We start from the raw sequence: 23,755 nt of genomic DNA, 5'->3' as shown, positions 1-23,755 counted from the left end.
AGGACGCAGTTTGCGATACTGTCAATACAGCGGACATGGCGCTAGCCCAGTTCGAGCAGCAAGGGCTGGTGGTCGGAGCCGCGCGCTGCCAGATCCCGGCCAGGGGCGCGAGAACACCGTATCGCCCAAGCACCTTGTATGTCATCCGCGTTGAAAACTCACAGGCTGAATGCCGGACGGCGGCGCCGGGCTGATGCAACTCAGGCGTGCGCCGGGGAACAAGAAGACAGAAACGTGGTCAAGCACACGTCCAACACGAGGGAAACATGTACACGATGATCCTGTTGCTGTATCTGCAGTCGGGCCTGGACGTCACGCTCGACCAGGCCAACCTGCGCGGTGAGTTCCGCACGAAAACGGATTGCGAGGCCGCGGCCGGCAAGCTGCGCGGGCCGATGCCCATTCCGCGCAACGTCCAGGCCGCATGGCAGGACGTCATGTGCATCAAGCTCAATCCGAACGTCAGCGTCAACCCGATGAAGCCGGTCGAGCTGGGCAAGCTGCTGCAGGAGAATCCGCCGCTCGGCTGCCAGGCCGAAGGCGCCTGGGAGCGCGTGGCCGAGATGTGCGGCGCGCCGCCGCGGGCGCCGGGTCAGCCCGCGGCGGGCGGCGAGAAGTCCGGCGGCAAGCGCTGAACCTCAGTCCTTCTTCCACTGCACGCCCTTGGGGCAAGGCACATCGCCGGCCTCGTTGGCGAACAGCATGCCGCGCATGCCCAGCGGATTGATGCTGCCGCTGCGCCGGCAGATGGTCGTATTGCCGATGCGCTTGCGGTAGACGATGACGCCGTCCGGCGAGGTATAGCTGTCTTCCTGCACGCTCATCGAGCGCTCGACGTGGGCCGCTTCCAGCCCGCGCCGGAACCGTCCCATCGGCGTATCCGGCTCTTCCGGCACGCCGGATTTCCCCTTGCGCAGTTCGCGGTCGATGCGGCCGGCCTGGCGCTTCGACAGGCCGAGGGCAAAGCCGCCTTCGGCTTGCTGCTGTTCGCGGATCGCTTGCCGGACGTCGGCGGGAACACGGGCGTCTTCCAGGCGCGGCGCGGCCGGGGACGGCGCCGGCGCGGCCGGTTCGGGTGCGGGAATTGGAGACGGCGCCGCATCCGTCGCGGGCGGCAGCGGATGCGGCCACGGCGCGGGCATGCGCGCAGGCGGGTGCGCGGCACGGGCCGGCAGCGTGGACGGGGGAGAGGGCGCAGGGACCGGGTTCGCAGGCCGCAGCCGCTGCGGCTGCAGCAGGATCGTGAGGAGCCGCGGTCCCTCCGGCGTCGAAAAACGCTGCTGGCGCTGCTGCATCCAGGCCAGCAGCGCCAGCATATGCATGAAAAAAACCAGCGCCAGCGCGGTCCGGTTCCTGGAGGGGAAACCTGCCGCGCCGGCGCCGTGGTCCATGCGTGCTTGAAAAAGCGTTTACTTGACCGTCATGGCCTGCCTGATCGCCACGCAGCGCTGGTCTTCTTCGAGCGTGTCGAGCAGGGCGCGCCGGGTGCCGGCCGACAGCGCCGTCATCTTCGTGCTGGCCGCCTGCAGGCGCTTGACGCTGGCCGGGGTGCAGCTGGCCGGGATCATGCTCGGACCGTAGGCGCGCATGTAGACCGGGCCGGCGTTCTTGTCCAGCTCCGGCAGCTTCGCCAGGCGCTGGTCGGCGGTCTGCTCGGCCAGCGCTTTCTGCTCGGTCGGATACAGGCTGCCCATCGCCGTGCGCACCTTCGAGAACGGCAATTTGGTCTTCGTGTCCTGGATCGTGCCCAGCCACTCGCTCTTGACCGCCGGGTCCGGGCGCATGACGGTCGCCGCCAGCGCCGCGGCCTGGCCGCTGTCGGACTTGTCGCGCTCCTGCTCGGCCTTCACCAGGTCGGCCGCGCCCGGGTAGTCGAAGCGGTTCAGGCGCGCGATGATGGACCAGCGCAGGTCCTGGTTGATGGCCAGGTCGTCCAGGGTCTGCTTGCCGTCCAGCAGGGCGGCCAGGCGGTCGAGGGCCGGGCGCGAGCCGGCCAGGTTGACGTAGGTGCCGAACCAGCGGCGCTGGAAGTCGTCGTTGCCTTTCGCGGCGACGGCGGCATTCCAGGCCATGTCTTCGAGCTGGCGGCCGGCCTGGATCGCGTAGGCGCCGTTCGGATCCATCGCGCTCAGGTAGTGGCGCGCGGCGCCGACCTTGCCCAGCACGTCGCCCAGCAGGGTGTAGTCCTGTTCGTGCGGGGCGTTGTTCAGGGCGGTGCTGATGAACTCGTTGAGCGGCAGCTTGGCGTCGCGCACGCCGTCCCACAGGCTCTGCCACAGCATGGCGCGCAGCAGCGGATCGTCGACGCTGGCCAGGCTGGCGCGCGCGGTGTCGAAGGAGCGCTTGTCGAGCTGGACCTTCACGAAGCCCCAGTCCTCGAAGTTCGGGTATACCAGGTCCGGGCAGGCGGCGCCGACCATGCCCGGCACGGCAGTCTTCGCGCCCTTGTAGGTGACGGCCACGTTCTTGTCGAGCTTGAGCTCCTTGCCGTCCATGCGGAAGCTGGCGACCTGCACGCGCTGTTCGCGCAGGGTCGGGAACTGCTTCGTGGCCGTCTGGTCGAGGCTGAACGAAGCGATCTTCCCGTTCTTGCAGCTGTAGTTCGCGGCAATGGTGTTGACGCCCGGCTGGTACAGCCAGTCCCTGGTCCAGCCCTTCAGGTCGCGGCCGGCGGCGTCGCCCAGGCTGCCGATGAAGTCGTCCAGCGTGGCGTTGCGGTACTGGTACTTGACCAGGTAGTTGTGCACGCCCTTGCGGAACACGTCCGCACCCAGCAGGTGGCGCAGCTGCATCAGGGTCGATGCGCCCTTGGAATAGGTGATGGCGTCGATGTTGTCGAACGCGTTCCGGGTCGACGGCACCGGCACTTCGATCGGGTGGGTGGTCGAGCGCTGGTCCTGGGAATAGGCGCCCTGCTTGCCCTGCGAGTAGAAGGCGCGCCAGGCGTCCTTGAACTCGGTGGCTTCGGCGGTCGCCAAGGTGCCCATGAAGGAAGCGAAGCTTTCGTTCAGCCACAGGCCGTTCCACCACTTCATGGTGACCAGGTCGCCGAACCACTGGTGCGCCATCTCGTGCATGATGACGGCGGCCAGGCGCTGGCGCTGCTCGGCCGTCATGTCGGCCTTGTACATGAAGCCGTGCTCGGCGAAGGTGATGGCGCCAGCGTTTTCCATGGCGCCGTACAGGAAGTCCGGCACCAGGATCTGGTCGTACTTCTCGAACTGGTAGGGGATGCCGAAGTAATCGTCGAAGAAGGCCAGGCCGGCCCTGGTGTACTTGAACCACTCGGCCGGCTTGATCTGCGATGCCACCGACTGGCGCGCGAACAGGCGCATCGGGTACTTGCCGCTGGTGTCTTCCCATTTCTTGTAGGGGCCGGCGTGCATCGAGAAGTTGTAGGGGCTCAGCTTCTTCGACTTCGGGAAGGTCCAGCGCTTGCCGTCATTGCTGGCTTCGACCTTCGTTTCGCGGGTGGTCGAGATCACTTCCCAGTCGGCCGGCGCGGTCACGTTGACCTGGTAGCTGCCTTTCAGGTCGGGCTGGTCGAACACCGCGAACATCTGGTGCGCGGCGGCCGGCTCGAAGTGGGAATAGGTGTAGACGCGGCCGTCGACCGGGTCGACCATGCGGTGCAGGCCTTCGCCGTTGGTGCTGTGCGGACGCTCGTAGGCGATGGCGACGGTGTTGCGGCCCTTGACCAGGTCGGCGGCGGCGAGGGTCACGAACCAGCCGTTGTACTGCGGGGTGACGTTCTTGCCGTTGACGGTGACCGACTTGACGGTGGCCTTGTCGAGGTCGATGGTCAGCGGGGACGAGGCGTCGTTCAGGTCGAAGCTCAGGGTCGTGGTGCCGCCGAAGCTCTCCTTGCCGGTCAACGTGAAGTCCAGCACGTAGTCGACGTTCGAGACGCGCGCCGAACGCGCGGCGGCATCGGCCTGCGACAGGAAGGCGTTCTCGGCGCGGGGCGCGGCAGCGGCGTTGGCGTAGGTGGCGGGAGCGAAGGCCAGCGCGGTGGCGATGGCGAGCGGCATCAGGCGAAGAGCGGAGGGTTTCACGGAAGTCCTTGCGACGATTGACGACAATGCCGGCGGCTGGTGGCTGCCGGAACGGATCGCGCAAGAATAGCATGTCAGCAATATTATTCGTATCGGTATGGAGGCCGGAACGAGGAATTTTTGCTGCCGGAAGGGCCTGTATGCGGAAGAAAATGCCCTTCGGCATATGCATGCATATGGCGAAGGGCAGAGAGGGACTGGCTCAGGCGTTGGCCTGCAGCGCCGGATAGTCGATATAGCCTTCCGGACCCGGGGCGTAGAACTTCTCCGGGCGGGCCGGATTCAGCGGCGCATTGCGCTTCAGGCGCTCCGGCAGGTCGGGGTTGGCGATGAACCACTGGCCCCAGGCGACCGCGTCGGCGTCGCCGCTGGTCAGGAGCTGTTCGGCGCTTTCCCTGGTCAGCTTTTCGTTGGCGATGTAGACGCCGCCGAAGGCTTTCTTGAGCGCCGGGCCGAGGCGGTCGTCGCCGATCGCTTCACGCGCGCAGATGAAGGCGATGCCACGCTTGCCCAGTTCGCGCGCGACGTAGCCGAAGGTTTCCAGCGGGGTCGAGTCGCCCACGTCGTGCGAATCGCGGCGCGGCGCCAGGTGCATGCCGACGCGGTCGGCGCCCCAGACCTCGATGCAGGCGTCGGTGACTTCCAGCATCAGGCGGGCGCGGTTCTCGATCGGGCCGCCGTAGGCGTCGGTGCGCTGGTTGGTCTTGTCCTGCAGGAACTGGTCGAGCAGGTAGCCGTTCGCGCCGTGGACTTCCACGCCGTCGAAGCCGGCCTTCTTCGCATTCTCGGCGCCCTTGCGGTAGGCGGCAACGATGCCGGGAATCTCTTCCAGGTCGAGCGCGCGCGGGGTCACGTAGGTCTTGATCGGGCGCACCAGGCTGACATGGCCGGCCGGCTGGATGGCGGAGGGCGCCACCGGCAGCTCGCCGTTCAGGAACAGCGGGTCAGAGATGCGGCCCACGTGCCACAGCTGCAGGAAGATGCGGCCGCCGGCCTTGTGCACGGCATCGGTCACGTGTTTCCAGCCTTCGACCTGCTCGTCGGACCAGATGCCCGGGGTGTCGGCATAGCCCACGCCCATCGGCGTCACCGAGGTCGCTTCCGACAGGATCAGGCCGGCCGAGGCGCGCTGCGCGTAATACTCGGCCATCAGGGCATTCGGCACGCGGCCTTCGCCGACCGCGCGCGAGCGGGTCAGCGGCGCCATGACGATGCGGTTCGGCAGCTCCAGCGCGCCGACTTTCAAGGGGTCAAACAATGTAGTCATCAGTACTCCTGTTCTTGTTGACTCGGAATTCAGTAAAGCGGCGCTCATCTTACGCCACACCGGAAAATCCTGCCGGGACCGTCCCATTTTTGCTTGGCAGTCACAAATCGGGACGTGGCCGCGGTGGTATACTTGCGGCCCTTTCATGTGTGGATGAGCGGAGAAGCCGATGAGCTGGGCGTATTTGGTCGTTGCCGGACTGCTGGAAGTGGCCTGGGCCGTGGGTTTGAAGTACACCGCCGGATTCACCCGCCTGTGGCCGTCCGTGTTCACCCTGGCGACGATGGCCGGCAGCGTCGGCATGCTCGGCCTGGCGCTGCGCGCGCTGCCGCTCGGCACCGCCTATGCCGTATGGACCGGGATCGGCACCGTCGGCACCGCCGTGTTCGGCATGATCATGCTGGGCGAACCGGCCGGCGCGCTGCGCCTGCTGTCGATCGGCCTGATCGTGGCCGGCATCGCCGGACTGAAACTGCTGACGCCGGCCTGATCAGGGAGAGGCCTTCCAGCGCGCGTAGATGCGGCCCAGTTCGCCGTCGGCCTTGAGCTTGTCGATGGCATTGCCGAGCAGTTCGGAGAGGGCGGGATCGGCCTTGCGGCTGACCCAGAAATAGGTCGGCTCGGCGCCCAGCACCGCCGGCAGCACGCGCACCCGCTCGCCCAGGCCTTCGGAGCGGATCTGGTTCTGCAGGCTCAGTTCGTTGAGGTAGGCGAAGCGCCCGTGGCCGCCGAGCATCTTGCGCAGGTTGAGGCGGTTGTCGTCGCTGGCGTCGTCGACCCGGACCCCGGCCCGCTTCAGGTTTTCGGTGAACGAGGAGCCGCGCTGGCTGGTGACCAGCGCACCCAGGCGTACCAGGTCCTGCATGTCGCGCACGACGGCCTGGTCGCCGGCGCGCGCCGCCAGCACGTGGCGCACCACATACACCGATTTGCCGGCCTGTACCGCGATCGCCCGGCGCCGCGGCGTGGCGACCAGCGCACAGGCGGCGTCCAGGCTGCCCGATTCGAGGCCGGCCTCGATGCCGGGCAGCGAGCGGCTGCGGCGATAGCCGGCGAAGTGCAGGCGCGGCTCGACCCGCTCGACCGCCGCCATGATGTCCGGGCAGATGCCGGCGGCGCGCCCGGGCAGCGCGATCCATTTCGGCGCAATGCCTTCCTGCGCGGCCACGCGCACCTCCATGCCCCATGCGCCGGCGCAGGACGCCAGCCCGAGGGAGAGCGCCAGAAGGCGGGCGGACCGCCCCGGCCTTTTTCCGATGTCATCCATTGTTATCGTTGTTGTTCCTGCAGGCACCGGATTGTCGCACGAAGCGACTTCCCGGCGCGCGCCGATCAATTACCCCCGAAACCTTACCTCTACAGCGCACAGCGCGCACGTTTGATCCGTTCGGCATGGCCGCGGTGCCGGCTCCCTAAACTCGGTGGCGAACCGGGGCGGCTGCGCCCCATCCGAGGACCCGGGAGGAAAGGATGATCCTGTTCGCCAGCGCCGCCGGCCGGCCCGCCGGGGCCTGCCATGCATAGCCTGTCGCTGGTCGTGCCGATGCACGACGAGGAAGACAACGTGTTGCCGCTGGCCACCCAGGTCCAGGCGGCGATGGCGGCCTGCCCCTGGCCGTGGCAACTGATCCTGGTCGACGATGGCAGCCGCGACCGCACCGCCGAGCGCATCCGCGAGGCCGTGGGCGCCAGTCCCCTGCACGTGGCCGCCGTGATCCTGCGCCGCAACTTCGGCCAGACCGCCGCCACCCAGGCCGGCATCGACGCCGCGCGCGGCAGCGTGATCGCCACCATGGACGGCGACCTGCAGAACAATCCGCACGACATCGTGCGCATGGTGCGCCGCCTGCTCGACGAAAACCTCGACCTGCTGGTCGGCTGGCGCCGCGCGCGCAAGGACGGCTTCTGGCTGCGCCGGCTGCCGTCGATGCTGGCGAACCGCCTGATCGCCGCCGTCACCGGCGTCAGGCTGCACGACTATGGCTGCTCGCTGAAGGTCTTCCGTACCGAAGTGCTGCGCGAGGTCAGGCTGTACGGTGAAATGCACCGCTTCATCCCGACCTGGATGGCCACCGTGACCTCGCCCGACCGCATCCGCGAGGAAGAGGTCAGCCACTTCCCGCGCCTCTACGGGCGCTCGAAATACGGCCTGTCGCGCACCTTCAAGGTCCTGCTCGACCTGCTGTCGATGTATTTCTTCGTGCGCTTCCGCGCCAGTCCCGGGCACTTCTTCGGACGCATCGGCCTGGCCTGCGCCTTCGCCGGCGTGGCGGCGCTCGGTTGGCTGGGCTGGCTCAAGCTGGGCGAAGGCGAAGCCATCGCCAACCGTCCGCTGCTGCTGCTGGCGGTGCTGCTGGTGGCGATCGGCGTGCAGTTCGTGTGCACCGGCATCGTCACCGAGGTACTGGCGCGCACCTATTTCGAGGTCGGCGCCGCCCGTACCTACCTGGTGCGCGAAACCCTCGGCGGCGACGCCGGCTTCGGCGCGGGCGGCGCCGTCACGGACGCGGGGCCGCGCGCGGGCGCGGCGCGGCAGCCATGAGCGGCGGCCCGGCCAGGGAGGGCGCGTCGCCGCCGCCGGCCCGGTGCGCGCGCGGCCGGCCGGCACGGCTGGCGCGTCCGGCGCAGGCGGCGGCCCCGCCGTTGCCCCCGCCGTTGCCCCCGCCGTTGCCCCCGCTGTTGCTGCCGCTGGTGCTGGCCGGCGCCGCCTTCCTCGGCCTGTTCTTCGGGCTCGGCGCGGTGCCGCTGTTCGACGTCGACGAGGGCGCCTTCGGCGAAGCCACGCGCGAGATGCTCGAACGCGGCGACTATCTCTCCACCTGGCTGAACGGCCAGCCGCGCTACGACAAGCCGATCCTCATCTACTGGCTGCAGGCGGCTTCCGTACGGCTGCTGGGGCTGGACGAATTCGCGCTGCGCCTGCCGTCCGCGCTGGCGGCCTGCGCCTGGATCGCGGCGATCCTCGCGTTCGCGCGCCGCTTCCTCGGCCGCGACGCCGGCTACGCCGCGGCCTTCATCGCCGCCGGCAGCGCGGGGGTCGCCGTGATCGGGCGCGGCGCGACCGCCGATGCGCTGCTCAACCTGTTCCTGGCGCTGAGCATGTTCGATATCGTCCGTTACGCCGGCGACCCGCGCCCGGCCTGGCGCCGGCGCATCTTCCTGTGGATCGGCCTCGGGCTGCTGACCAAGGGGCCGGTGGCGCTGCTGGTGCCCGGCTGCGCCAGCCTGCTCGCGTTTGCGCTGCAGGGCAGGGTGGCCGAGTGGTGGCGCGCCGCGCGCGACCCGGCCGGCTGGGCGATCCTGCTGACGGTCGCCATGCCCTGGTATTTGCTGGAATTCGAACGGCGCGGCGATGCCTTCCTGGCCGGTTTCTTCCTGCGCCACAACGTCGAGCGCTTCCTGGCGCCGCTGCAGGGGCATGGCGGCGGCCTGCTGTACTACCTGCCGGTGATCCCGGTCCTGCTGCTGCCGTATAGCGGCTTGTTCCTGCGCACCTTGCCCGGCCTGCGCCGCATGCAGGCTGCACCGCTCGACACCTTCCTGTGGTGCTGGTTCCTGTTCGTGCTGCTGTTCTTTTCCCTGGCCGGCACCAAGCTGCCGCACTACCTGCTGTACGGGGCGACGCCGCTGTTCGTCCTGATGGCGCGCGAGCGGCATGCGCTGCGCTCGAACCTGCTGGCGTTCGCGCCGCCCCTGCTGTTCCTCGCGCTGGTGGCGGCATTGCCGCGCCTGCTGGCGGTGCTGGCGCCGGAGAGCCGCAACCCCTATTTGCGCGAGGCCCTCGGCCGGACCGGGGTATTCGGAACGGCCTGGCAGGCCGGCGCCCTGGTGCTGCTGGCGGCGGCGCTCGGGCTGGCCCTGTGGCGCGGCGCCTGCCTGTGGCGGCGCCTGGCCGCAAGCGGCGTGCTGTGTTCGCTGGCGCTGGCCGGCCTGCTGCTGCCGGCGCTGGCCGAACTGCAACAGGGGCCGGTCAAGGAAGCGGCCCTGCTGGCCCGGCGCGCCGGCTGGGACGTCCATGGCTGGCGCATCAACGTGCCCAGCTTCTCGGTCTACCGCGGCGCGGTCACGCCTGCCGCGCCGGCGCTCGCCGCTTTGCCGCCCCGCGGCCAGGTGGTGCTGACCCGCAGCGACGCGCTGGCCGGCCTGGGTCCGGTCCAGGTGCTGTACCGCAAGGGCGGCATCGTGCTGGCGCGCATGCCGGACTGAATCCCATGGCGCCGCCGCTGCGTTCCCCCTGGGTGTGGCTGCCGCCGGCCGCCGGGCTGGCGCTGCTGGTGCTGGTCCTGGCGGCGGGCGCCAACCGCGCCGCCTTCCTGGTACTGAACCACGCCGGCCACCCGCTCGGCCCGCTGTTCTGGCTGCACCTCACCATGCTGGGCGACGGCGCGGTGGCGCTGGCGCTGGTGCTGCCCTGCATCCGGCGCCTGCCGCACTGCTTCTGGGCGGCGCTGCTCGCCGCCGTCTTCGCCGGCCTCTGGACCCAGCTGACCAAGCAGTTCATCGACCTGCCGCGCCCGCTGTCGGTGCTGGCGCCGGAGCAGTTCTACCAGGCCGGGCCGGCATACCGGCATGTGTCCTTCCCGTCCGGGCACGCGGCGGCGGCCTTCGCCATGGCCGGCATCTGGTCGATGGGCGGGACCGGCAGCCGGCTGCTGCGCGCGCTGCTCCTGCTGCTCGCCACCCTGGTCGGCCTGTCGCGCATCATGGTCGGCGTGCACTGGCCGGTCGACATCCTGTGGGGCATGCTGGGCGGCTGGCTGGGCGCCTGGCTCGGGCTGGCGATGCACGGGCGCAGGGGCTGGCGCACCTCCGGCGTGGGCGGATTCCTGGCCGGCCTGCTGCTGGCCGGGGTGGCCGCGGCGCTGCTGGTGAGCCAGCATATCCGCGTCCCGGCGGTGCTGCCGGCGCAGCGCGCGGTCGGCTGCGTGTCGCTGGCCTGGGGTGCGTGGGAAATGGCGTGGATGCTGCCGCGGCTGCGCTGGTTGCTGCGCTGGCGCGTTCGGTGGCGCCATCGCTGGCGGCGCGCGCCGTGGCGCCAGCCGGCCAAGGGGAGGGCGGATGGCTGAGGACGGCTGGTGGCTGCTGGTCGGCTTCGGCGGCCAGGCCCTGTTCATGGGACGCTTCGTGATCCAGTGGCTGGCCAGCGAGCGCCGGGGCCGCAGCGTGATCCCGGTCGCGTTCTGGTACCTCAGCATCGTGGGCGCGCTGGTGCTGCTCGCGTATGCGCTGCACCGGCGCGATCCGGTATTCGTCGCCGGCCAGGGGCTGGGCGTGGCGATTTACCTGCGCAACCTGCACCTGATCCGGGCGGAACGGGTGCGGGAAGCCGGCAGCTGAGCGCTTTACTCGCGGCCGAACTGCGGATTCGGACGGGTCAGGTAGTACCACTCCTGGTTCGGTCCGGCGTTCACGTCGGGGAACAGGATGCGGCCCGAGAACTCGGCGGTCACCGGGCTGCCGTCGGCGCGCACGCCGATCTGGTCGCCTTCCTGCACCGGGTCGAAGCTGGCCCAGGTGCGGGTGAAGCGGTCGCCGGCGTCGAGCTTGTCGTGCACGACCACCATCTGCAGCGCTTCCATCTCGTCGAACGGGACCGGTTCCGGCGCCGGGGCGTCGATCAGCTTCAGGTGGGCGAGGGTGTTCATGATCGCGCGGTAGGCGACTTCTGGCGCCTGCGGGTCGAGGTGCTGGCCGCACTCCAGGGTCAGCGCGTAGCCGCCGGTGCTGCGCATGTATTCGGTGGTGCCCATGCCGTAGCGCAGCACGGTTTTCAGTTCGGCGGCGTCGCCGCGCGAACGGCGCTGCACGCCGCCGCCATAGGCCGCCATCCAGCCGGTCACGAAGCGGCGCACGCCCAAGCGGCGCGCCAGCGCGCGTTCTTCGCGCATGTGCTTGAAGGGTTCCAGCGTGCCGTCGTTGTCGAGCGGGCCGACCATCACGAAGGGTTCGCCGTGGGCGGCGTTGAAGGAGTGCAGGTCGAGCAGGACGTCGTGCTGGGCCAGCAGCGGGCACAGCCAGTTGGCGACGCGGTCCTCGAAGTCCTGCGGATTTTCCTTGGGCGAGAGGTCGCGGTTCAGGTTGCGGTCGCCCGAGCGGGTGTTCTTGGCATAGGCCAGCGGATTCACGATCGGCACGAAGGTCACGCTGCCGTTGGCGATGTGGAGCGTGCCGGCGTCGAGTTCCGCCATCACGCGGGTAATGGCCTGGGTGCCGCAGGTCTCGTTGCCGTGGGTCGCGCCCATGATGATGACGCGCGGGCCCGGCCCCTGGCCCGTATAGTTGACGGATTTGAAATGCAGCTGGCTTGCGGCAGAGGTCATGCTTGTGTTCCAAGGAAATATCGGTGCGGGCATTTTATCGGGAATCCTTGGCACGAGGGGAGGCGCGTGGCATCATCCGGCGTTTTCGTCGACGATCTTCCACATGAGCCGCGCTTCCGACCGCATCCATGGCCTCGACACCCTGCGCGCGCTCGCCGTGACGCTGGTGGTCCTGCACCATTACGTGCTGTTCGTCAGCGGCGGCGACACCTTCGGCTGGGTCGGCGAGATCGGCTGGGTCGGCGTCGACCTGTTTTTCGCGCTGTCCGGCTACCTGATCGGCAACCAGATCTTCCAGGCGCTGCACCGCCCGGGCGGCCTGAGCCTGGGGCGTTTCTACGCGCGCCGCTTGTTGCGCACGCTGCCGAACTTCTATGCCGTGCTGGCGCTGTATGCGCTGTGGCCGGCTTTCCGCGGCGGCACGCCGATGCTGCCGCTGTGGAAGTATCTCAGCTTCACCCAGAACATCGGCCTGGAGCCGGGCACCGCCTTTTCGCACGCCTGGTCGCTGTGCATCGAAGAGCAGTTCTACCTGCTGCTGCCGGCCTGCGCGCTGATCGCGGTGGCGCTGGGCAGGCGCAGCCTCGGGCGCCGTTGGGCCTGGGCGGCATTCGCGCTGGCATTCGCGGCGGGCATGGCGGTGCGCGCCGGCGCCTGGCTGAGCGGGCAGGATGAAGCCAACTGGCTGCACTTCTACTACAAGTTCATTTATTACTCGAGCTTCTGCCGCTTCGACGAATTGCTGGCCGGGGTGGCGCTGGCCCTGCTGAGGAATTTCCATGGCGGGATATGGGCGCGCCTCATGGGACAGGGCAGGCTGCTGCTGGCGGCGGGCCTGCTGGTGAGCGGCGTGGCGCTGCGCTGGTTCCTGGCCGACCACTATGGATTCGGGGCCACCGTGTTCGGCTATCCGCTGCTGGCGCTGGGCTGCGCGCTGCTGATCCTGGCGGCGCTGGCCCCGGAGTCGCCGCTGCACCGCATCCGCGTGCCGGGCGCCTCGCCGCTGGCGCGCTGGTCGTACGCGCTCTACCTGGTGCACAAGCAGGTCGCCATGCTGGTCGCGCAGTCCCTGGCGCAAGCCGGCTATGGTCCGGAGCACCCGCTGGTCATCGCGGCGGCGCTGGCGGCTTCGGTGCTGGCCGGGTGGCTGCTGTACCGCCTGGTCGAGACGCCGTTCATGCGGCTGCGCGCGCGCCATGTGCCGGACAACGGCGCCGCGCCGGAGCAGGTCAGGGCCGTGCTTCGATGACGTCGAAGGCGGCCGGCATGTCGGCCAGCCAGGCCGCCAGGTGCGCCACCCGCATCGAGGGATCATAGCCGTCGGTACTGGCGATCGCCGCGCGCAGGCCGGGAACGGCTTCCTGCGTGCGCGGACTGGCGTAGGCGTCGATCAGCATCGCCAGCAGCTCGTTCGGCGGGGTGCCGCCGCGGCGCAGGCGGGCGTGGATGACGCCGAGCAGGGCGCGCTGCATGCGCGGGGTCGGGTGCTGGATCCAGGCGAACACGCTGGGCGTGTTGGCGATCGCCTCGGACATGGCCTGCTCGATGCGCTCGGGCTTGTAGTCGGAAGGGATGTCGAAATAGGCCTTGTCCCAGCGGGTGTCGGCGTAGCGATGACCCGGCGGGAAGGCGTCGATGGTTTCCAGCCCGAGCGCGCGGCTGGCGCGCCCGAGCAGGTTGGAGATGACAGGTAGCAGCGGCATGCCGCTAGTGTAGCCGAACAGCGGTCAGGCGAAGCGGCCCGCGCGGAAATCCTCGACCGCCTGGAAGATCTCGGCGTTCGTGTTCATCACGAAGGGACCGTACTGCGCGATCGGCTCGTTCAGCGGGCGCCCGGCGATCAGGACCAGGCGGCTGTCCACGTCCGCCTTGATGCGCACGCCATCGGCCTCCTTCGCATTGTCGAGGATGGCCATGCGCGCCTGCGGCACCGCCTTGCCGTCGACCACGACCTCGCCGCGGTAGACGTAGAAGAAGGCGTTGTGGCCGGCCGGCAGCGGCTGCTCGAATTCGGCGCCTTGCGGCAGCGCGATGTCGAGGTAGAGCGGCTGGGTCGCTTCGCGCTGCACGGCGCCATCCACGCCGTGCGAACTGCCGGCGATCACCTTCACGGCGGCGCCGGAGGGCAGGCTGAAGCGCGGCACTTCCTCGTGCGGGATGTCGCGGTACCAGGGCGCGCTCATCTTGTCCTTCGCGGGCAGGTTCAGCCACAGCTGGAAGCCTTCCATCAGGCCCTCGGTCTGCTCCGGCATCTCGGAGTGGGCCACGCCGCGTCCGGCCGTCATCCACTGCACGCCGCCGTCGCTCACCAGGCCTTCGTTGCCGGCGCTGTCGCGGTGGCGCATGCGGCCGGCCAGCATGTAGGTGACGGTCTCGAAGCCGCGGTGCGGGTGCTCCGGGAAGCCGGCGATGTAGTCGCCCGCCTTGTCGCTGCCGAAGGCGTCCAGCATCAGGAAGGGGTCGAGACGGCGCTGCAGCGTCTGGGTCAGGACGCGATTGATCTTGACGCCGGCGCCATCCATCACGAACTGGCCGCCGAGCACGCGCTCGATGCGGCGGCTGCGTTCGACGCGTTCTTCTTCGGTCATCACTGTCGTTTGCTGTTCCATCTCGATCTCCTCATGAAGTAAAACCGCGGCCGGGGCCGCGGCGCACGCATCATGCCGATGCGTCAGGCTGCTGCTGCAGGCCCCTGCTGCGGGCCTGCGATCAGGCCAGTGCGGCGACCGCGGCGTCGGCGTCGGCCTGGCCCTTGCCGGCCGCATCCGGGCCCATCGCCTGGGCGTTCGAGTACACGAAGGTCGAGTCACTCATGCCCAGGAAGTTCAGCAGCATGCGGATGTGCGGCACTTGCGGATCCGCGTCTTCCGGGTAGATGCCGCCGCGCGACGTGGCCACGAACACCTTCTTGTTCTTCAGCAGGCCTTCCGGGCCGGACTCGGTGTAGCGGAAGGTCACGCCGGCGCGGGCGATGGCGTCGAACCAGGCTTTCAGCTGGATCGGCATGCCGAAGTTGTACATCGGGGCGCCGATCACGACCACGTCGGCGGCCTGCACTTCGGCGATCAGGGCATCGTCCTGGGCCACGCGCGCGGCCTGCTCGGGCGTGCGCTGGTCGGCCGGGGTGAACAGGGCGCCCAGTGCGGCTTCGTCCAGCACCGGGTGGGCGTTGGCGCCGAGGTCGCGCACGGTGACGGTGGCGCCCGGGTTGGCCGCGCTCAGTTTGGCGACGATGTTGCCGGCCACGCGGCTCGATTCGGAATTGGCGCCGCGGACGCTGGAATTGATCTGCAGAATGTTCATGGTGGCTCCTTGGTGTTTGTAGTATCGGTTGGTGTGTCGATGGAGACACTTTAACGGTTCCATCTATCGTGCGGAAGACGATAAAATGGATAACATTATTCAACCGATGGAACAATCAGGAGCGATCATGGATATTGAAGCGAACGACATGCTGCTGTTCGCGCGCATCGTCGAGGCAGGCAGTTTCAGCATGGCCGCGCAGCGCCTGGACTTGCCGAAATCGACGGTCTCGCGCCGCATCGCGCTGCTGGAAGCCGGCCTCGGCGAGCGGCTCCTGCAGCGCACCACGCGCCGCCTGGTGCTGACCGAGTTCGGCGAAAGCCTGCTCGAGCACGCGCGCAAGGTGGCCGACGAGGTCGAGGCGGCCGGGGCGCTGGCCCAGCACCGCCAGGCCGAGCCCAGCGGAAAGTTGCGGATTTCGATGCCGGGCGATTTCGCGAACCTCTACCTGACCGACCTGATCGCACGCTTCACGGCGCGCTATCCGGCGGTGTCGCTGGAGCTGGACCTGTCGCCGCGCCGGGTCGACCTGGTGGCCGAAGGTTTCGACATCGCGATCCGCATGGGCGACCTGCCCGAGGATTCGAGCCTCCACGCGCGCCGGGTCTCACTGGAGCGTTTCGGCCTGTACGCGGCGCCTTCCTACATCGCCCAGCATGGCCTGCCCGAGCATCCGGACGACCTGAACCGGCACGACCTGCTGTGCATCCTGAGCCGCAACGGCGGCGCCGCCCCCTGGGTGCTGGAACGCGGCAAGGTGCGCTGGGAACACCCGGTGCGGGCCCGACTGACCGCGAATTCACCGGAGCTGCTGGCGCGCATCGCCGCCGGCGGCGCAGGCATCGCCGCCAGTTCGACGCTGTTCGTGCAGCCGTACCTGCAGGACGGGGAGCTGGTGCGGGTGCTGCCGGAATGGGAATTCCCGGCCGCGACCGGCTGGGCGGTATTCCCGGGCCGGCGGCTGATGCCGGCCAAGACGCGGGCTTTCCTGGACATGCTGGAAGAGGCGTGCTGCGCGCGGGCGCGCGGGCAGGAAGCGGGCCGGACTGTGCAGCACGGCTGATCGGCGGCGCAATGCATGGCATCGCGGCACCCGCTGCTTGCCGGCGCGATCCGCCGTTGATTCGTTTGGCTGCCGAATCTATCCGCGAGAAATGGCCATGGTATTTGCCCGGAGGCGAAAGGCATCGCTTAATCGATCGCCCGGCTTCGCCTTTCGAATCGCCGGGCGAAAGCCGACACCGAGAAGCCGTCATGAAGGTTGAAATCGAGAACGTTGTTGAGGCTGGGGACTGTCAGCGGCCGTTCCAGGATTGCGTCGGTACCGTCATGGTTGCTGTTGAAATGAGGCCCGGTTTCCGGGTCGGCCAATAATATGAGGATGGAATCCGGCGAACAGCGTTTTAATTCGCCGGTAAGGGAGCGCCGATCGCCGGGATTGACTGCCGTGCAGGTAACGATCAGATCGAACTGGATCATATGGACGGCATGCAAGGCTTTCTTGGGATTGAATACCGGCGTTATCAGGTAGCCCATTGATGAAAGAACGTTGGAAGTCTTGTTGCAGCGCGCAGTATCTTTTTCCAGAACCAGTGCATACTTCATGCTTCCATCCCCGGGCATTCTTTTCGTGGTTTGAAATCTGGAATTGCGGAATAATCGGAGCGATTATAATCCAGTTGAAAAGGCAAACGGGTTTTTGAATGGCAGGTAAATCGGGTTCATTCCGGCTGCATGTTTTGCCGGCATTTCCTGGAAGTTGGCTGGGGCGTTGGCGAATTACACTATTAACGTCCGGAGGAATGGGTAAAATAGATCATCCGCTCACGGGAGAATGAATATGAACAGCACGTCAGGAAAGACTGGCGGCGAATTGCCCGAGAATCGATCGCCGCGTTCCGGAACGTCGTCGACAGACGGCCCGGTCAGCATGTTGCACAAGTTACTTCTCGTGGAAGATGAATCCGACGGCGCGGAATTGGCGGCGACCCTGTTGAGCGCCAACGGCCTGGAGGTCGTGCTCGCCCACTCGGCGGACGAAGCCCTGCGGATCCTTCAGGACGACAAGGACATCGATGCGATGTTCACGGATATCATGATGCCCGGGATGAACGGGCTTGAACTGGCGGACGCCGTCAGCAATATGTACCCGACGGTCAAGATCGTACTGACCTCCGGGTACGTGGTGCCCGAACTGCTGAAGAACCGTGAACGGCCTTACCTGTTTGCCGCGAAACCCTACAGGATCGACGACATTCTCCAGATGCTCCGAAGCTAGACGGCCGGGCAACGGGCACGCAGCGGCGTACCCGGTCCCGCGCACCGCAGATCCCGCATGCGCGCCCGCTCAGGCGCGCGCGCCGACGAAATCGCCCATCTTTTCACCGAGCCGCACCGAACGCTCCGGCGCCCAGTCCTGGTTGAAGGCGATGGTATTCGCCTTGAACAGCATCACGATGGTCGAGCCGAGCAGGAAGCGGCCCATCTCTTCGCCCTTTTTCAGCACGATGTCCTGGTCGTCATAGCGCCATTCGCTGATCTTTTGCGGGCGCTTCGGGTTCACCACGCCGTGCCACACGGTGGCCATGCTGCCGACGATGGTGGCGCCGACCAGCACCATCACGAAGGGGCCGTACTGCGCCGAGTCGAACACGCAGACCACGCGCTCGTTGCGGGCGAACAGGTTGGGCACGCCGCGCGCCGTGGTCGGGTTCACCGAGAACAACGCGCCCGGCACGTAGATCATGCGGGTCAGCCTGCCGTCGCAGGGCATGTGCAGGCGGTGGTAATCCTTCGGCGACAGATACAGGTTGGCGAAGCTGCCGTGCTGGAACTGCTTCGCCAGTTCGGCATCGCCGCCCACCAGTTCGGTGGTGGTGAAACGGTGGCCCTTGGCCTGCAGGATGTGGTGGTCGTCGATCGCGCCGAACTGGCTGATCGCGCCGTCGACCGGGCAGACGAAGGCGGCATCCGCGAGCGGCCGCACGCCGGCCTTCAGCGGCCGGGTGAAGAAATCGTTGAAGCTGGTGTAGCTGGCGATGTCCGAATTCTCGGCTTCGTCCATGTTGACCTCGTACTTGCCGACGAACCAGCGGATCAGCCTGGTCGTCATCGAGCCGCCCTTGGCGCCGGCGACACGGCCGGCGAGGTTCGTCAGGCGCTGCTTGGGCAGCAGGTATTGCGGCAGGACTTTGATGCGATCGGACACGGGGAAACCTCGAATAAAAGATGTCTGATTATAACGGTCAGCCCGGCCAAGTGGGCTATGGTTGCATTTTGACATCATTTTTAATATGCATGCATACGAAATTGGTGCATGCATATCAAAAATATTTACGGGCTGGCAATGAAATGGGCGAAATCTGGTGGAGAATGGCCGTCCCATTTCAACTTTGAATAGATTGACATGCCAGCCTACCGCATTCCGTTCCGCCTGAGCCTGGCCGCAGCCGCCGTCGCGGCCGCCCTGGCCACACCCGTCCATGCCCAGCAGGGACCCGTCACCAGCGACGTCAAGCCTGCCGGCGATGGCAAGATCCAGCAGGTCGAGGTGAAGGGCGCCGCCGCATCCTACGATCCACGCCGCGACGACACCGCCAGCAAGATCGTCGTGAACAACGAAGAGATCGTCAAATACGGCGATACCAATGTGCTGGACGTGCTCAAGCGCGTGCCGGGCGTGACCATCAGCGGCAGCGGCCGCGGCGGCGAGATCCGCATGCGCGGCCTCGGCAATGGTTATACCCAGGTGCTGATCAACGGCGAGCGCGCGCCCCAGGGCTTCGACATCAGCTCGCTGTCGCCCGACGTGATCGAGCGCATCGAAGTGCTGCGCGCCGCCAGCGCCGAGTTCTCGACCCAGTCGATCGCCGGCACCGTCAACATCGTGCTGAAGAAGTCGGTCAAGGCCGCCCAGCGCGAGCTGAAGCTCGGCTACGGCCACGGCGCCGCCATGAACAGCCCGACCGCCAGCCTGCAGCTGTCCGACAAGCTCGGCAAGCTGTCCTACTCGTTTGCGGCGAACGTGTTCCAGAACCGCTTCACCAACCATCCCGAGACCACCGAAACCTTCGTCAACACGGCCGGCGTCCTGACCGGCCTGCGCCGGGGAAACACGCCGCAGGACGCCAGGATCAGCGTGGTGAACCTGACGCCGCGCCTGAACTACACCTTCGAGAATGGCGATGCGCTGACCTCGCAGACCTTCGCCAACTGGGCCAATTTCAGCCAGGTCGAAGCGGGGCACATCGACACGCTGGTCGGTCCGCTGCCCGCCTATCCGCGGCTCGACCAGAGCATGACCAACCATAACCACGTCTTCCGCGAAGAGCTGAACTGGGTGCACAAGTTCGAATCCGGCGCCAAGCTGGACGCCAAGCTGAGCGGCCTGTATGTCGGCGCCGGCAACTCGATGTACCGTTTCGGCAGCGGCAACCCGGCGGCAAGGCCGCTGAGCGCCTTCATCGAGTCCGATGCCGCCGTGCGCGGGCTGACCTCGACCGGCAAGTACACCAGCAGCCGCTTCGAAGGCCATGCGCTGGCCTTCGGCTGGGATGGCGGCTACCAGAGCGGCGACGACAGGCGTCTCGAACGCGACGCCGCGGCGCCGACCGTGTCGCTGCCGGGCGGCGACGAGTTCTACGAGTCGACGGTCTCGCGCGTGGCCGTGTACGGACAGGACGAGTGGAATGTGACGCCTGCCTGGTCGGTGTACCTGGGCGCGCGCTGGGAAGGGATCCGCACCTCGACCGAAGGGAACACCTACGCGCGGGTGAAGAACACGTCGTCGGTCCTGAGCCCGATCGCGCAGACCCTGTACAAGCTGCCGGGCACCAAGGGCGACCAGGTGCGCCTGGCCGTGACCCGCACCTACAAGGCGCCGGGCCAGCAGCAGATCATTCCGCACCGCTTCACCTCGGTCAACAACAGCCAGACCGAACCGGATTCGATCGGCAACCCGAACCTGAAGCCGGAGCTGGCGCTGGGCATCGACGCCTCCTACGAGCATTACTGGGGCGAGGGCGCGCTGCTGTCGGCCAGCGTGTCGAGCCGCCACATCACCGACTACATCCGCAACCTGGTGAGCTTCGACGGCACGCGCTGGATCTCGTCGCCGACCAACAGCGGCAACGCGCGCACCTACGGCCTCGAACTGGAAGCCAAGTTCCCGCTGAAGGCCGTGATGCAGACCACCACCAACCTCGACCTGCGCGCCAGCCTGTCTCGCAACTGGTCGACCGTGGAATCGGTGCCGGGACCGGACAACCGCCTGGATGGCCAGACCCCGTTGTCGGCCACTCTGGGCGCCGATTACAAGACCGGCCCGCTGACCCTGGGCGGCAGCTATGTCTTCAAGAACGGCGGTTTCGTGCGCATCTCGGGCAACCAGGTCAGCTACCAGTCGGTGCGGCGCGACCTCGACCTGTATGCGCTGTGGAAGTTCACCCCGAAACTGCAGCTGCGCGTGGCGACCGCGAACCTGCTGGCCCAGGACACGATCAGCCAGAGCAGCTACACGACGCCGGGCGTGGGCACCCAGACCAGCCGTACGCTGAATCCGGTGCACCGCAGCGTGCGGGCGACGATGGAGATGAAGTTCTAGGCGCTGTTCGCGTTAAGTGTTGAATCTGCCCAGCGCCGCTCTCAGGAAGGCGTCCGCACTGGCGATGCGTTGCCCGTCCAGCGCCCAGCGCCAGCCGAAGTAGTGGGACAGGTAACGGCTGGCGATCCCGCGGAACGGCACCAGCCAGGCGCGCATGCGGCTGTGATAGGCGTTGACGTTTTGGATGTGCAGGGCGCCGCGCTTGCGGATGCCTGCGCTCACGTTCACGGCTTCATGGGCGATCCCGGCTTCACGGGCGAATGCCGGATAAGCGGCATGGCTGTCGGTCACCAGCAGCACGTCGCGCTCGATGCGCGGTCCCAGGTGCTCGAGCAAATGCTGCTTGCGCAGCGCGCCCTTGCCGGTGACGGCATCGATGGTCTGCCCGCTGCGGTCGCGTGCGACCAAAATACACATCTGCTCGTTCGAAATGCCGCGCTTTGACGCTTTGCCGCCACGTTTTCGTGGCGGGCGGTCGAGTTTCCTGGCGCCTTTGTGCGATTCGAGCACATACATTTCGTCGGCTTCGGCGATTCCCTTTAACCGCTCGGGCCGGTCGTCCTTGGTCACGCTGAGGAAGCGATGCCGCCAACGAAAGCTGGTGGCGCTGGCCACGCCCGTTTCCAGCGCCGCGCGGCGCACGCTGCGCGAGTCGAGCATGCCGTCGAGGTAGTCGATCCAGCGCGATTTGTGGCGCAGCCGGGCCAGCGGCGTGCCGCTCAGGGCGTTGAAGGTACGAAAGCAGATGCGGCAGCGATAACGCTGCAGGCCATTCGCATGGCCGTGACGATAAGGACGATCGGCCTGGCAGCGCGGGCAGCAAGGCGCCTGTCCTGGTTGTTCGATGACGTCGAGAGCCCGGTCCAGCCCGGCCGCCGATTGCAGCAGCGCCAGCAGCCGGCCGCGCTGGCGCCGGGTGAGGCTCGGTAGACGCTGGAGAAATTGCTCGAACTGCCGGGCTTGCATGGCGCCTCCGTCAACGGTTCAGGTCGACGTTGGACCGGGCGCTTGCGAAAAAGATTCCACACTTAATGCGAACAGCGCCAAGTTCTAGGCTGCTCCTACTGCGAGTTGAACATGTCGCGGTGGATGCGCCACTCGCCGCCGGCCTTGCGCCAGGCGATGAGGTAGCGTCCTTCCGCCGCGCGGACCTGGTTGCCGTCCGGGCCCGCGGCGTACAGTTCGTAACGCCCGACCTCGCTCGCGCGCGCCTCGTCGCCGTCCACGTCTTCGGTGATGAAGCGCGCGCCGACGATGCCGTTGGCAAAGGCGCCGGCGAAGAAGGCGGCGATCGCGCCACGGTCCGTGCAGGCGGGCGCGCCTTGCGGGATCAGGCGTGCGTCCTCGGAGTAGAGCGATGCGGCGCGCTCGGCGTCGCGCGCCGACACGGCGTCGGCAAGGCGGTCTTGCGCCGCCTGGATCTCGTCTTTCAGGGCCATTGATCATCCTTTCGTCAGGTGCAGGGAATCATACGCCGATCTTTATTAAAAAAACAACCTGGCTTGTCTTGAATTTGCTTTAGGTTTAAAGTATCTGCCGGCCCCACCGACCTATCCTTTTCTCCGGAGCGCTCCAATGACAAGCCTGTCCGCTGCAGAGTTGAGCCCTTCGGCCTACGTCGACAGCTTCGCGCGGGACCATCTCCCGCCGGCCGGCGAATGGCCCGATTTCATCTTCGACCTTCCCGCACTCCGGTACCCGGCGCGCCTGAACTGCGTGGCCGAGCTGCTCGACCGCCACGTGGCCGAGGGCCGCGGCGCGCGCACCGCCGTGCTGGGCGAGCACCTGAGCTGGAGCTATGCCGAACTGCAGCGCCAGGTCGACCGCATCGCCCATGTGCTGCGCACCGACATGGGCCTGGTGCCGGGCAACCGGGTGCTGCTGCGCGGCGCGAACTGTCCGATGATGGCCGCCAGCATCCTGGCCGTGCTCAAGGCCGGCCTGATCGCGGTGCCGACCATGCCGCTGCTGCGCGCGCGCGAGCTCGGCGTCATCCTCGACAAGGCGCAGGTGAACGCGGTGCTGTGCGCGCGCTCCCTGGCCGGCGAACTGGAACAGGTGGCGGGCCATCCGCCGGTGGTCTGGTTCGACGATCCCGGCCATGCGGAAGGGATCGAGGTGCTGATGGCGCGCCACGACCAACCCTTCCATGCGCTGGACACGGCGGCCGACGACGTCTGCCTGATCAGCTTCACGTCCGGCACCACCGGCGTCCCGAAGGGCACCATGCACTTCCACCGCGACGTGCTGGCGATCTGCGACTGCTTCCCGGCGCACACGCTGCGCTCGCGCGAAGACGACATCTTCATCGGCACGCCGCCGCTGGCCTTCACCTTCGGCCTCGGCGGACTGCTGCTGTTCCCCCTGCGCGTGGGCGCGGCCGGGGTGCTGCTGGAAAGGCTCACGCCGGAAGGCCTGCTGGCGGCGATCGACCGCTTCCGCGCCACCGTGTGCTTCACGGCGCCGACCTTCTACCGCCAGATGACGCCGCTGGCGCCGCAGCACGACCTGGATTCGCTGCGCGCCTGCGTGTCGGCCGGCGAGGCGCTGCCGCTGGCCACCCGCGACGCCTGGAAGGCCGCCACCGGGATCGACATGATCGACGGGATCGGCGCCACCGAGATCCTGCATATCTTCATCTCCGCCAGCGGCGCGGACATCCGGCCCGGCGCGACCGGCAAGCCGGTGCCGGGCTACCGCGCCTGCATCCTCGATGCGAAGGGAGAACCGGTCGGCCCCGGCGTCATCGGGCGCCTCGCGGTCAAGGGCCCGACCGGTTGCCGCTACCTGGCGGACGAGCGCCAGCGCAAGTACGTGCTGAACGGCTGGAACCTGACCGGCGACGCCTACGAGATGGACGGCGACGGTTACTTTTACTATCGTTCGCGCACCGACGACATGATCATCTCGGCCGGCTACAACATCGCCGGGGCGGAAGTCGAGGACGTGCTGCTGCGCCATCCGGCGGTGGCCGAATGCGGCGTGGTCGGCCGCGCCGACGAGGAGCGCGGCCAGATCGTCGAAGCGCATGTCGTGCTCAAGCCCGGCGTGGACGAATCGCCCGAACTGGTGCGCGCGCTGCAGGACTTCGTCAAGGAGCGCATCGCTCCGTACAAATACCCGCGCGCCGTGCGCTTCACCGACAAGCTGCCGCGCACCGAAACGGGCAAGCTGCAGCGCTTCAAATTACGTGAGCTTTGAACACCGT

23 protein-coding genes are annotated in these 23,755 nt (G+C 67.6%); 11 read left to right on the top strand and 12 right to left on the bottom strand.

What is annotated here, in order from left to right; translation table 11 throughout:
• The first annotated feature begins 266 nt into the window (after window positions 1-266).
• A complete protein-coding gene (locus AC3A6M_RS16600; protein WP_487853832.1) occupies window positions 267-635 on the top strand; it encodes a hypothetical protein in 369 nt (122 codons plus the stop codon).
• 3 nt (window positions 636-638) lie between these two features.
• On the opposite strand, the gene AC3A6M_RS16595 is transcribed toward AC3A6M_RS16600, so the two are convergent.
• From AC3A6M_RS16595 to AC3A6M_RS16585, 3 genes are all read right to left on the bottom strand, one after another.
• Window positions 639-1,391 (bottom strand): hypothetical protein, encoded by a 753-nt coding sequence (locus AC3A6M_RS16595; RefSeq protein ID WP_487853831.1) that lies wholly within the window; start codon window positions 1,389-1,391, stop codon window positions 639-641.
• Between the two features lie 18 nt (window positions 1,392-1,409).
• Window positions 1,410-4,055, bottom strand: a complete 2,646-nt coding sequence (gene pepN, locus AC3A6M_RS16590; protein WP_487853830.1) for an aminopeptidase N — start codon at window positions 4,053-4,055, stop codon at window positions 1,410-1,412.
• 202 nt (window positions 4,056-4,257) lie between these two features.
• Window positions 4,258-5,322: an alkene reductase gene (locus AC3A6M_RS16585; protein ID WP_487853829.1), complete on the bottom strand. Its 1,065-nt coding sequence runs from the start codon at window positions 5,320-5,322 to the stop codon at window positions 4,258-4,260.
• A gap of 169 nt (window positions 5,323-5,491) precedes the next feature.
• Here AC3A6M_RS16585 and sugE point away from each other — a divergent pair, with 169 nt between their 5' ends.
• Window positions 5,492-5,812, top strand: coding sequence for a quaternary ammonium compound efflux SMR transporter SugE (gene sugE / locus AC3A6M_RS16580; RefSeq protein ID WP_487853828.1), 321 nt, complete (start codon window positions 5,492-5,494; stop codon window positions 5,810-5,812).
• On the opposite strand, the gene AC3A6M_RS16575 is transcribed toward sugE, so the two are convergent.
• Window positions 5,813-6,589 carry a substrate-binding periplasmic protein gene (locus tag AC3A6M_RS16575; protein WP_487853827.1) on the bottom strand — a complete coding sequence of 259 codons (777 nt, stop codon included), beginning with the start codon at window positions 6,587-6,589 and terminating at the stop codon, window positions 5,813-5,815.
• 249 nt (window positions 6,590-6,838) lie between these two features.
• Here AC3A6M_RS16575 and AC3A6M_RS16570 point away from each other — a divergent pair, with 249 nt between their 5' ends.
• From AC3A6M_RS16570 to AC3A6M_RS16555, 4 genes are read left to right on the top strand one after another with little or no spacing between them, the layout of a single operon-like run.
• Window positions 6,839-7,864 carry a glycosyltransferase family 2 protein gene (locus AC3A6M_RS16570; RefSeq protein WP_487853826.1) on the top strand — a complete coding sequence of 342 codons (1,026 nt, stop codon included), beginning with the start codon at window positions 6,839-6,841 and terminating at the stop codon, window positions 7,862-7,864.
• Entirely contained in the window at window positions 7,861-9,528 is a 1,668-nt protein-coding gene (locus AC3A6M_RS16565; RefSeq protein WP_487853825.1) for an ArnT family glycosyltransferase, read from the top strand. The genes AC3A6M_RS16570 and AC3A6M_RS16565 overlap by 4 nt, the downstream gene beginning before the upstream one ends.
• A gap of 5 nt (window positions 9,529-9,533) precedes the next feature.
• The gene (locus AC3A6M_RS16560) at window positions 9,534-10,388 is read left to right on the top strand and encodes a phosphatase PAP2 family protein (RefSeq protein WP_487853824.1); all 855 of its coding nucleotides are present in this window, start codon (window positions 9,534-9,536) and stop codon (window positions 10,386-10,388) included.
• Window positions 10,381-10,659, top strand: a complete 279-nt coding sequence (locus AC3A6M_RS16555) for a lipid-A-disaccharide synthase N-terminal domain-containing protein (protein WP_487853823.1) — start codon at window positions 10,381-10,383, stop codon at window positions 10,657-10,659. Before AC3A6M_RS16560 ends, AC3A6M_RS16555 begins: the two co-directional genes overlap by 8 nt.
• 5 nt (window positions 10,660-10,664) lie before the next feature.
• Here the strand turns inward: AC3A6M_RS16555 and AC3A6M_RS16550 are convergent, their stop codons facing one another.
• Window positions 10,665-11,642: a succinylglutamate desuccinylase/aspartoacylase family protein gene (locus tag AC3A6M_RS16550; protein ID WP_487853822.1), complete on the bottom strand. Its 978-nt coding sequence runs from the start codon at window positions 11,640-11,642 to the stop codon at window positions 10,665-10,667.
• Between the two features lie 103 nt (window positions 11,643-11,745).
• Here AC3A6M_RS16550 and AC3A6M_RS16545 point away from each other — a divergent pair, with 103 nt between their 5' ends.
• Window positions 11,746-12,891: an acyltransferase family protein gene (locus AC3A6M_RS16545; RefSeq protein WP_487853821.1), complete on the top strand. Its 1,146-nt coding sequence runs from the start codon at window positions 11,746-11,748 to the stop codon at window positions 12,889-12,891.
• Here the strand turns inward: AC3A6M_RS16545 and AC3A6M_RS16540 are convergent.
• The 3 genes from AC3A6M_RS16540 to AC3A6M_RS16530 all read right to left on the bottom strand — a co-directional run bounded on the left by AC3A6M_RS16540 (window position 12,872) and on the right by AC3A6M_RS16530 (window position 14,945).
• Window positions 12,872-13,345: a hypothetical protein gene (locus AC3A6M_RS16540; protein ID WP_487853820.1), complete on the bottom strand. Its 474-nt coding sequence runs from the start codon at window positions 13,343-13,345 to the stop codon at window positions 12,872-12,874. The two genes, AC3A6M_RS16545 and AC3A6M_RS16540, sit on opposite strands and share 20 nt — an antisense overlap.
• 24 nt (window positions 13,346-13,369) lie before the next feature.
• A complete protein-coding gene (locus AC3A6M_RS16535) occupies window positions 13,370-14,251 on the bottom strand; it encodes a pirin family protein (protein WP_487853819.1) in 882 nt (293 codons plus the stop codon).
• A 100-nt stretch (window positions 14,252-14,351) separates the two neighbouring features.
• The gene (locus AC3A6M_RS16530) at window positions 14,352-14,945 is read right to left on the bottom strand and encodes an FMN-dependent NADH-azoreductase (RefSeq protein ID WP_487853818.1); all 594 of its coding nucleotides are present in this window, start codon (window positions 14,943-14,945) and stop codon (window positions 14,352-14,354) included.
• 127 nt (window positions 14,946-15,072) lie between these two features.
• On the opposite strand from AC3A6M_RS16530, the gene AC3A6M_RS16525 reads away from it, so the two are divergent.
• Window positions 15,073-16,008 (top strand): LysR family transcriptional regulator, encoded by a 936-nt coding sequence (locus AC3A6M_RS16525; protein ID WP_487853817.1) that lies wholly within the window; start codon window positions 15,073-15,075, stop codon window positions 16,006-16,008.
• 128 nt (window positions 16,009-16,136) lie between these two features.
• Here the strand turns inward: AC3A6M_RS16525 and AC3A6M_RS16520 are convergent, their stop codons facing one another.
• A complete protein-coding gene (locus AC3A6M_RS16520; RefSeq protein ID WP_487853816.1) occupies window positions 16,137-16,550 on the bottom strand; it encodes a response regulator in 414 nt (137 codons plus the stop codon).
• A gap of 235 nt (window positions 16,551-16,785) precedes the next feature.
• On the opposite strand from AC3A6M_RS16520, the gene AC3A6M_RS16515 reads away from it, so the two are divergent.
• On the top strand, window positions 16,786-17,223 hold the full coding sequence (locus tag AC3A6M_RS16515; RefSeq protein ID WP_487853815.1) for a response regulator: 438 nt from the start codon (window positions 16,786-16,788) through the stop codon (window positions 17,221-17,223).
• Between the two features lie 69 nt (window positions 17,224-17,292).
• On the opposite strand, the gene asd is transcribed toward AC3A6M_RS16515, so the two are convergent.
• Window positions 17,293-18,153 carry an archaetidylserine decarboxylase gene (gene asd, locus AC3A6M_RS16510; RefSeq protein WP_487853814.1) on the bottom strand — a complete coding sequence of 287 codons (861 nt, stop codon included), beginning with the start codon at window positions 18,151-18,153 and terminating at the stop codon, window positions 17,293-17,295.
• Window positions 18,154-18,351: 198 nt separating this feature from the next.
• Here asd and AC3A6M_RS16505 point away from each other — a divergent pair, with 198 nt between their 5' ends.
• Window positions 18,352-20,547: a TonB-dependent receptor plug domain-containing protein gene (locus AC3A6M_RS16505; protein ID WP_487853813.1), complete on the top strand. Its 2,196-nt coding sequence runs from the start codon at window positions 18,352-18,354 to the stop codon at window positions 20,545-20,547.
• 12 nt (window positions 20,548-20,559) lie between these two features.
• On the opposite strand, the gene AC3A6M_RS16500 is transcribed toward AC3A6M_RS16505, so the two are convergent.
• Together AC3A6M_RS16500 and AC3A6M_RS16495 are read right to left on the bottom strand one after the other, a co-directional pair.
• Complete coding sequence (locus tag AC3A6M_RS16500; protein WP_487853812.1) at window positions 20,560-21,513, bottom strand: IS1595 family transposase; 954 nt, start codon at window positions 21,511-21,513, stop codon at window positions 20,560-20,562.
• A gap of 95 nt (window positions 21,514-21,608) precedes the next feature.
• Window positions 21,609-21,986 carry a YybH family protein gene (locus AC3A6M_RS16495; RefSeq protein WP_487853811.1) on the bottom strand — a complete coding sequence of 126 codons (378 nt, stop codon included), beginning with the start codon at window positions 21,984-21,986 and terminating at the stop codon, window positions 21,609-21,611.
• A gap of 136 nt (window positions 21,987-22,122) precedes the next feature.
• Between AC3A6M_RS16495 and AC3A6M_RS16490 the strand changes: the two genes are divergently transcribed.
• The gene (locus AC3A6M_RS16490) at window positions 22,123-23,748 is read left to right on the top strand and encodes a benzoate-CoA ligase family protein (protein WP_487853810.1); all 1,626 of its coding nucleotides are present in this window, start codon (window positions 22,123-22,125) and stop codon (window positions 23,746-23,748) included.
• Window positions 23,749-23,755 lie beyond the last annotated feature (7 nt).

It is taken from the genome of Telluria sp. Soil_C_11 (genome assembly GCF_057657395.1).
Note: the sequence above shows the minus strand (reverse complement) of the source record. Positions and strands in the feature narration are given on the sequence as shown.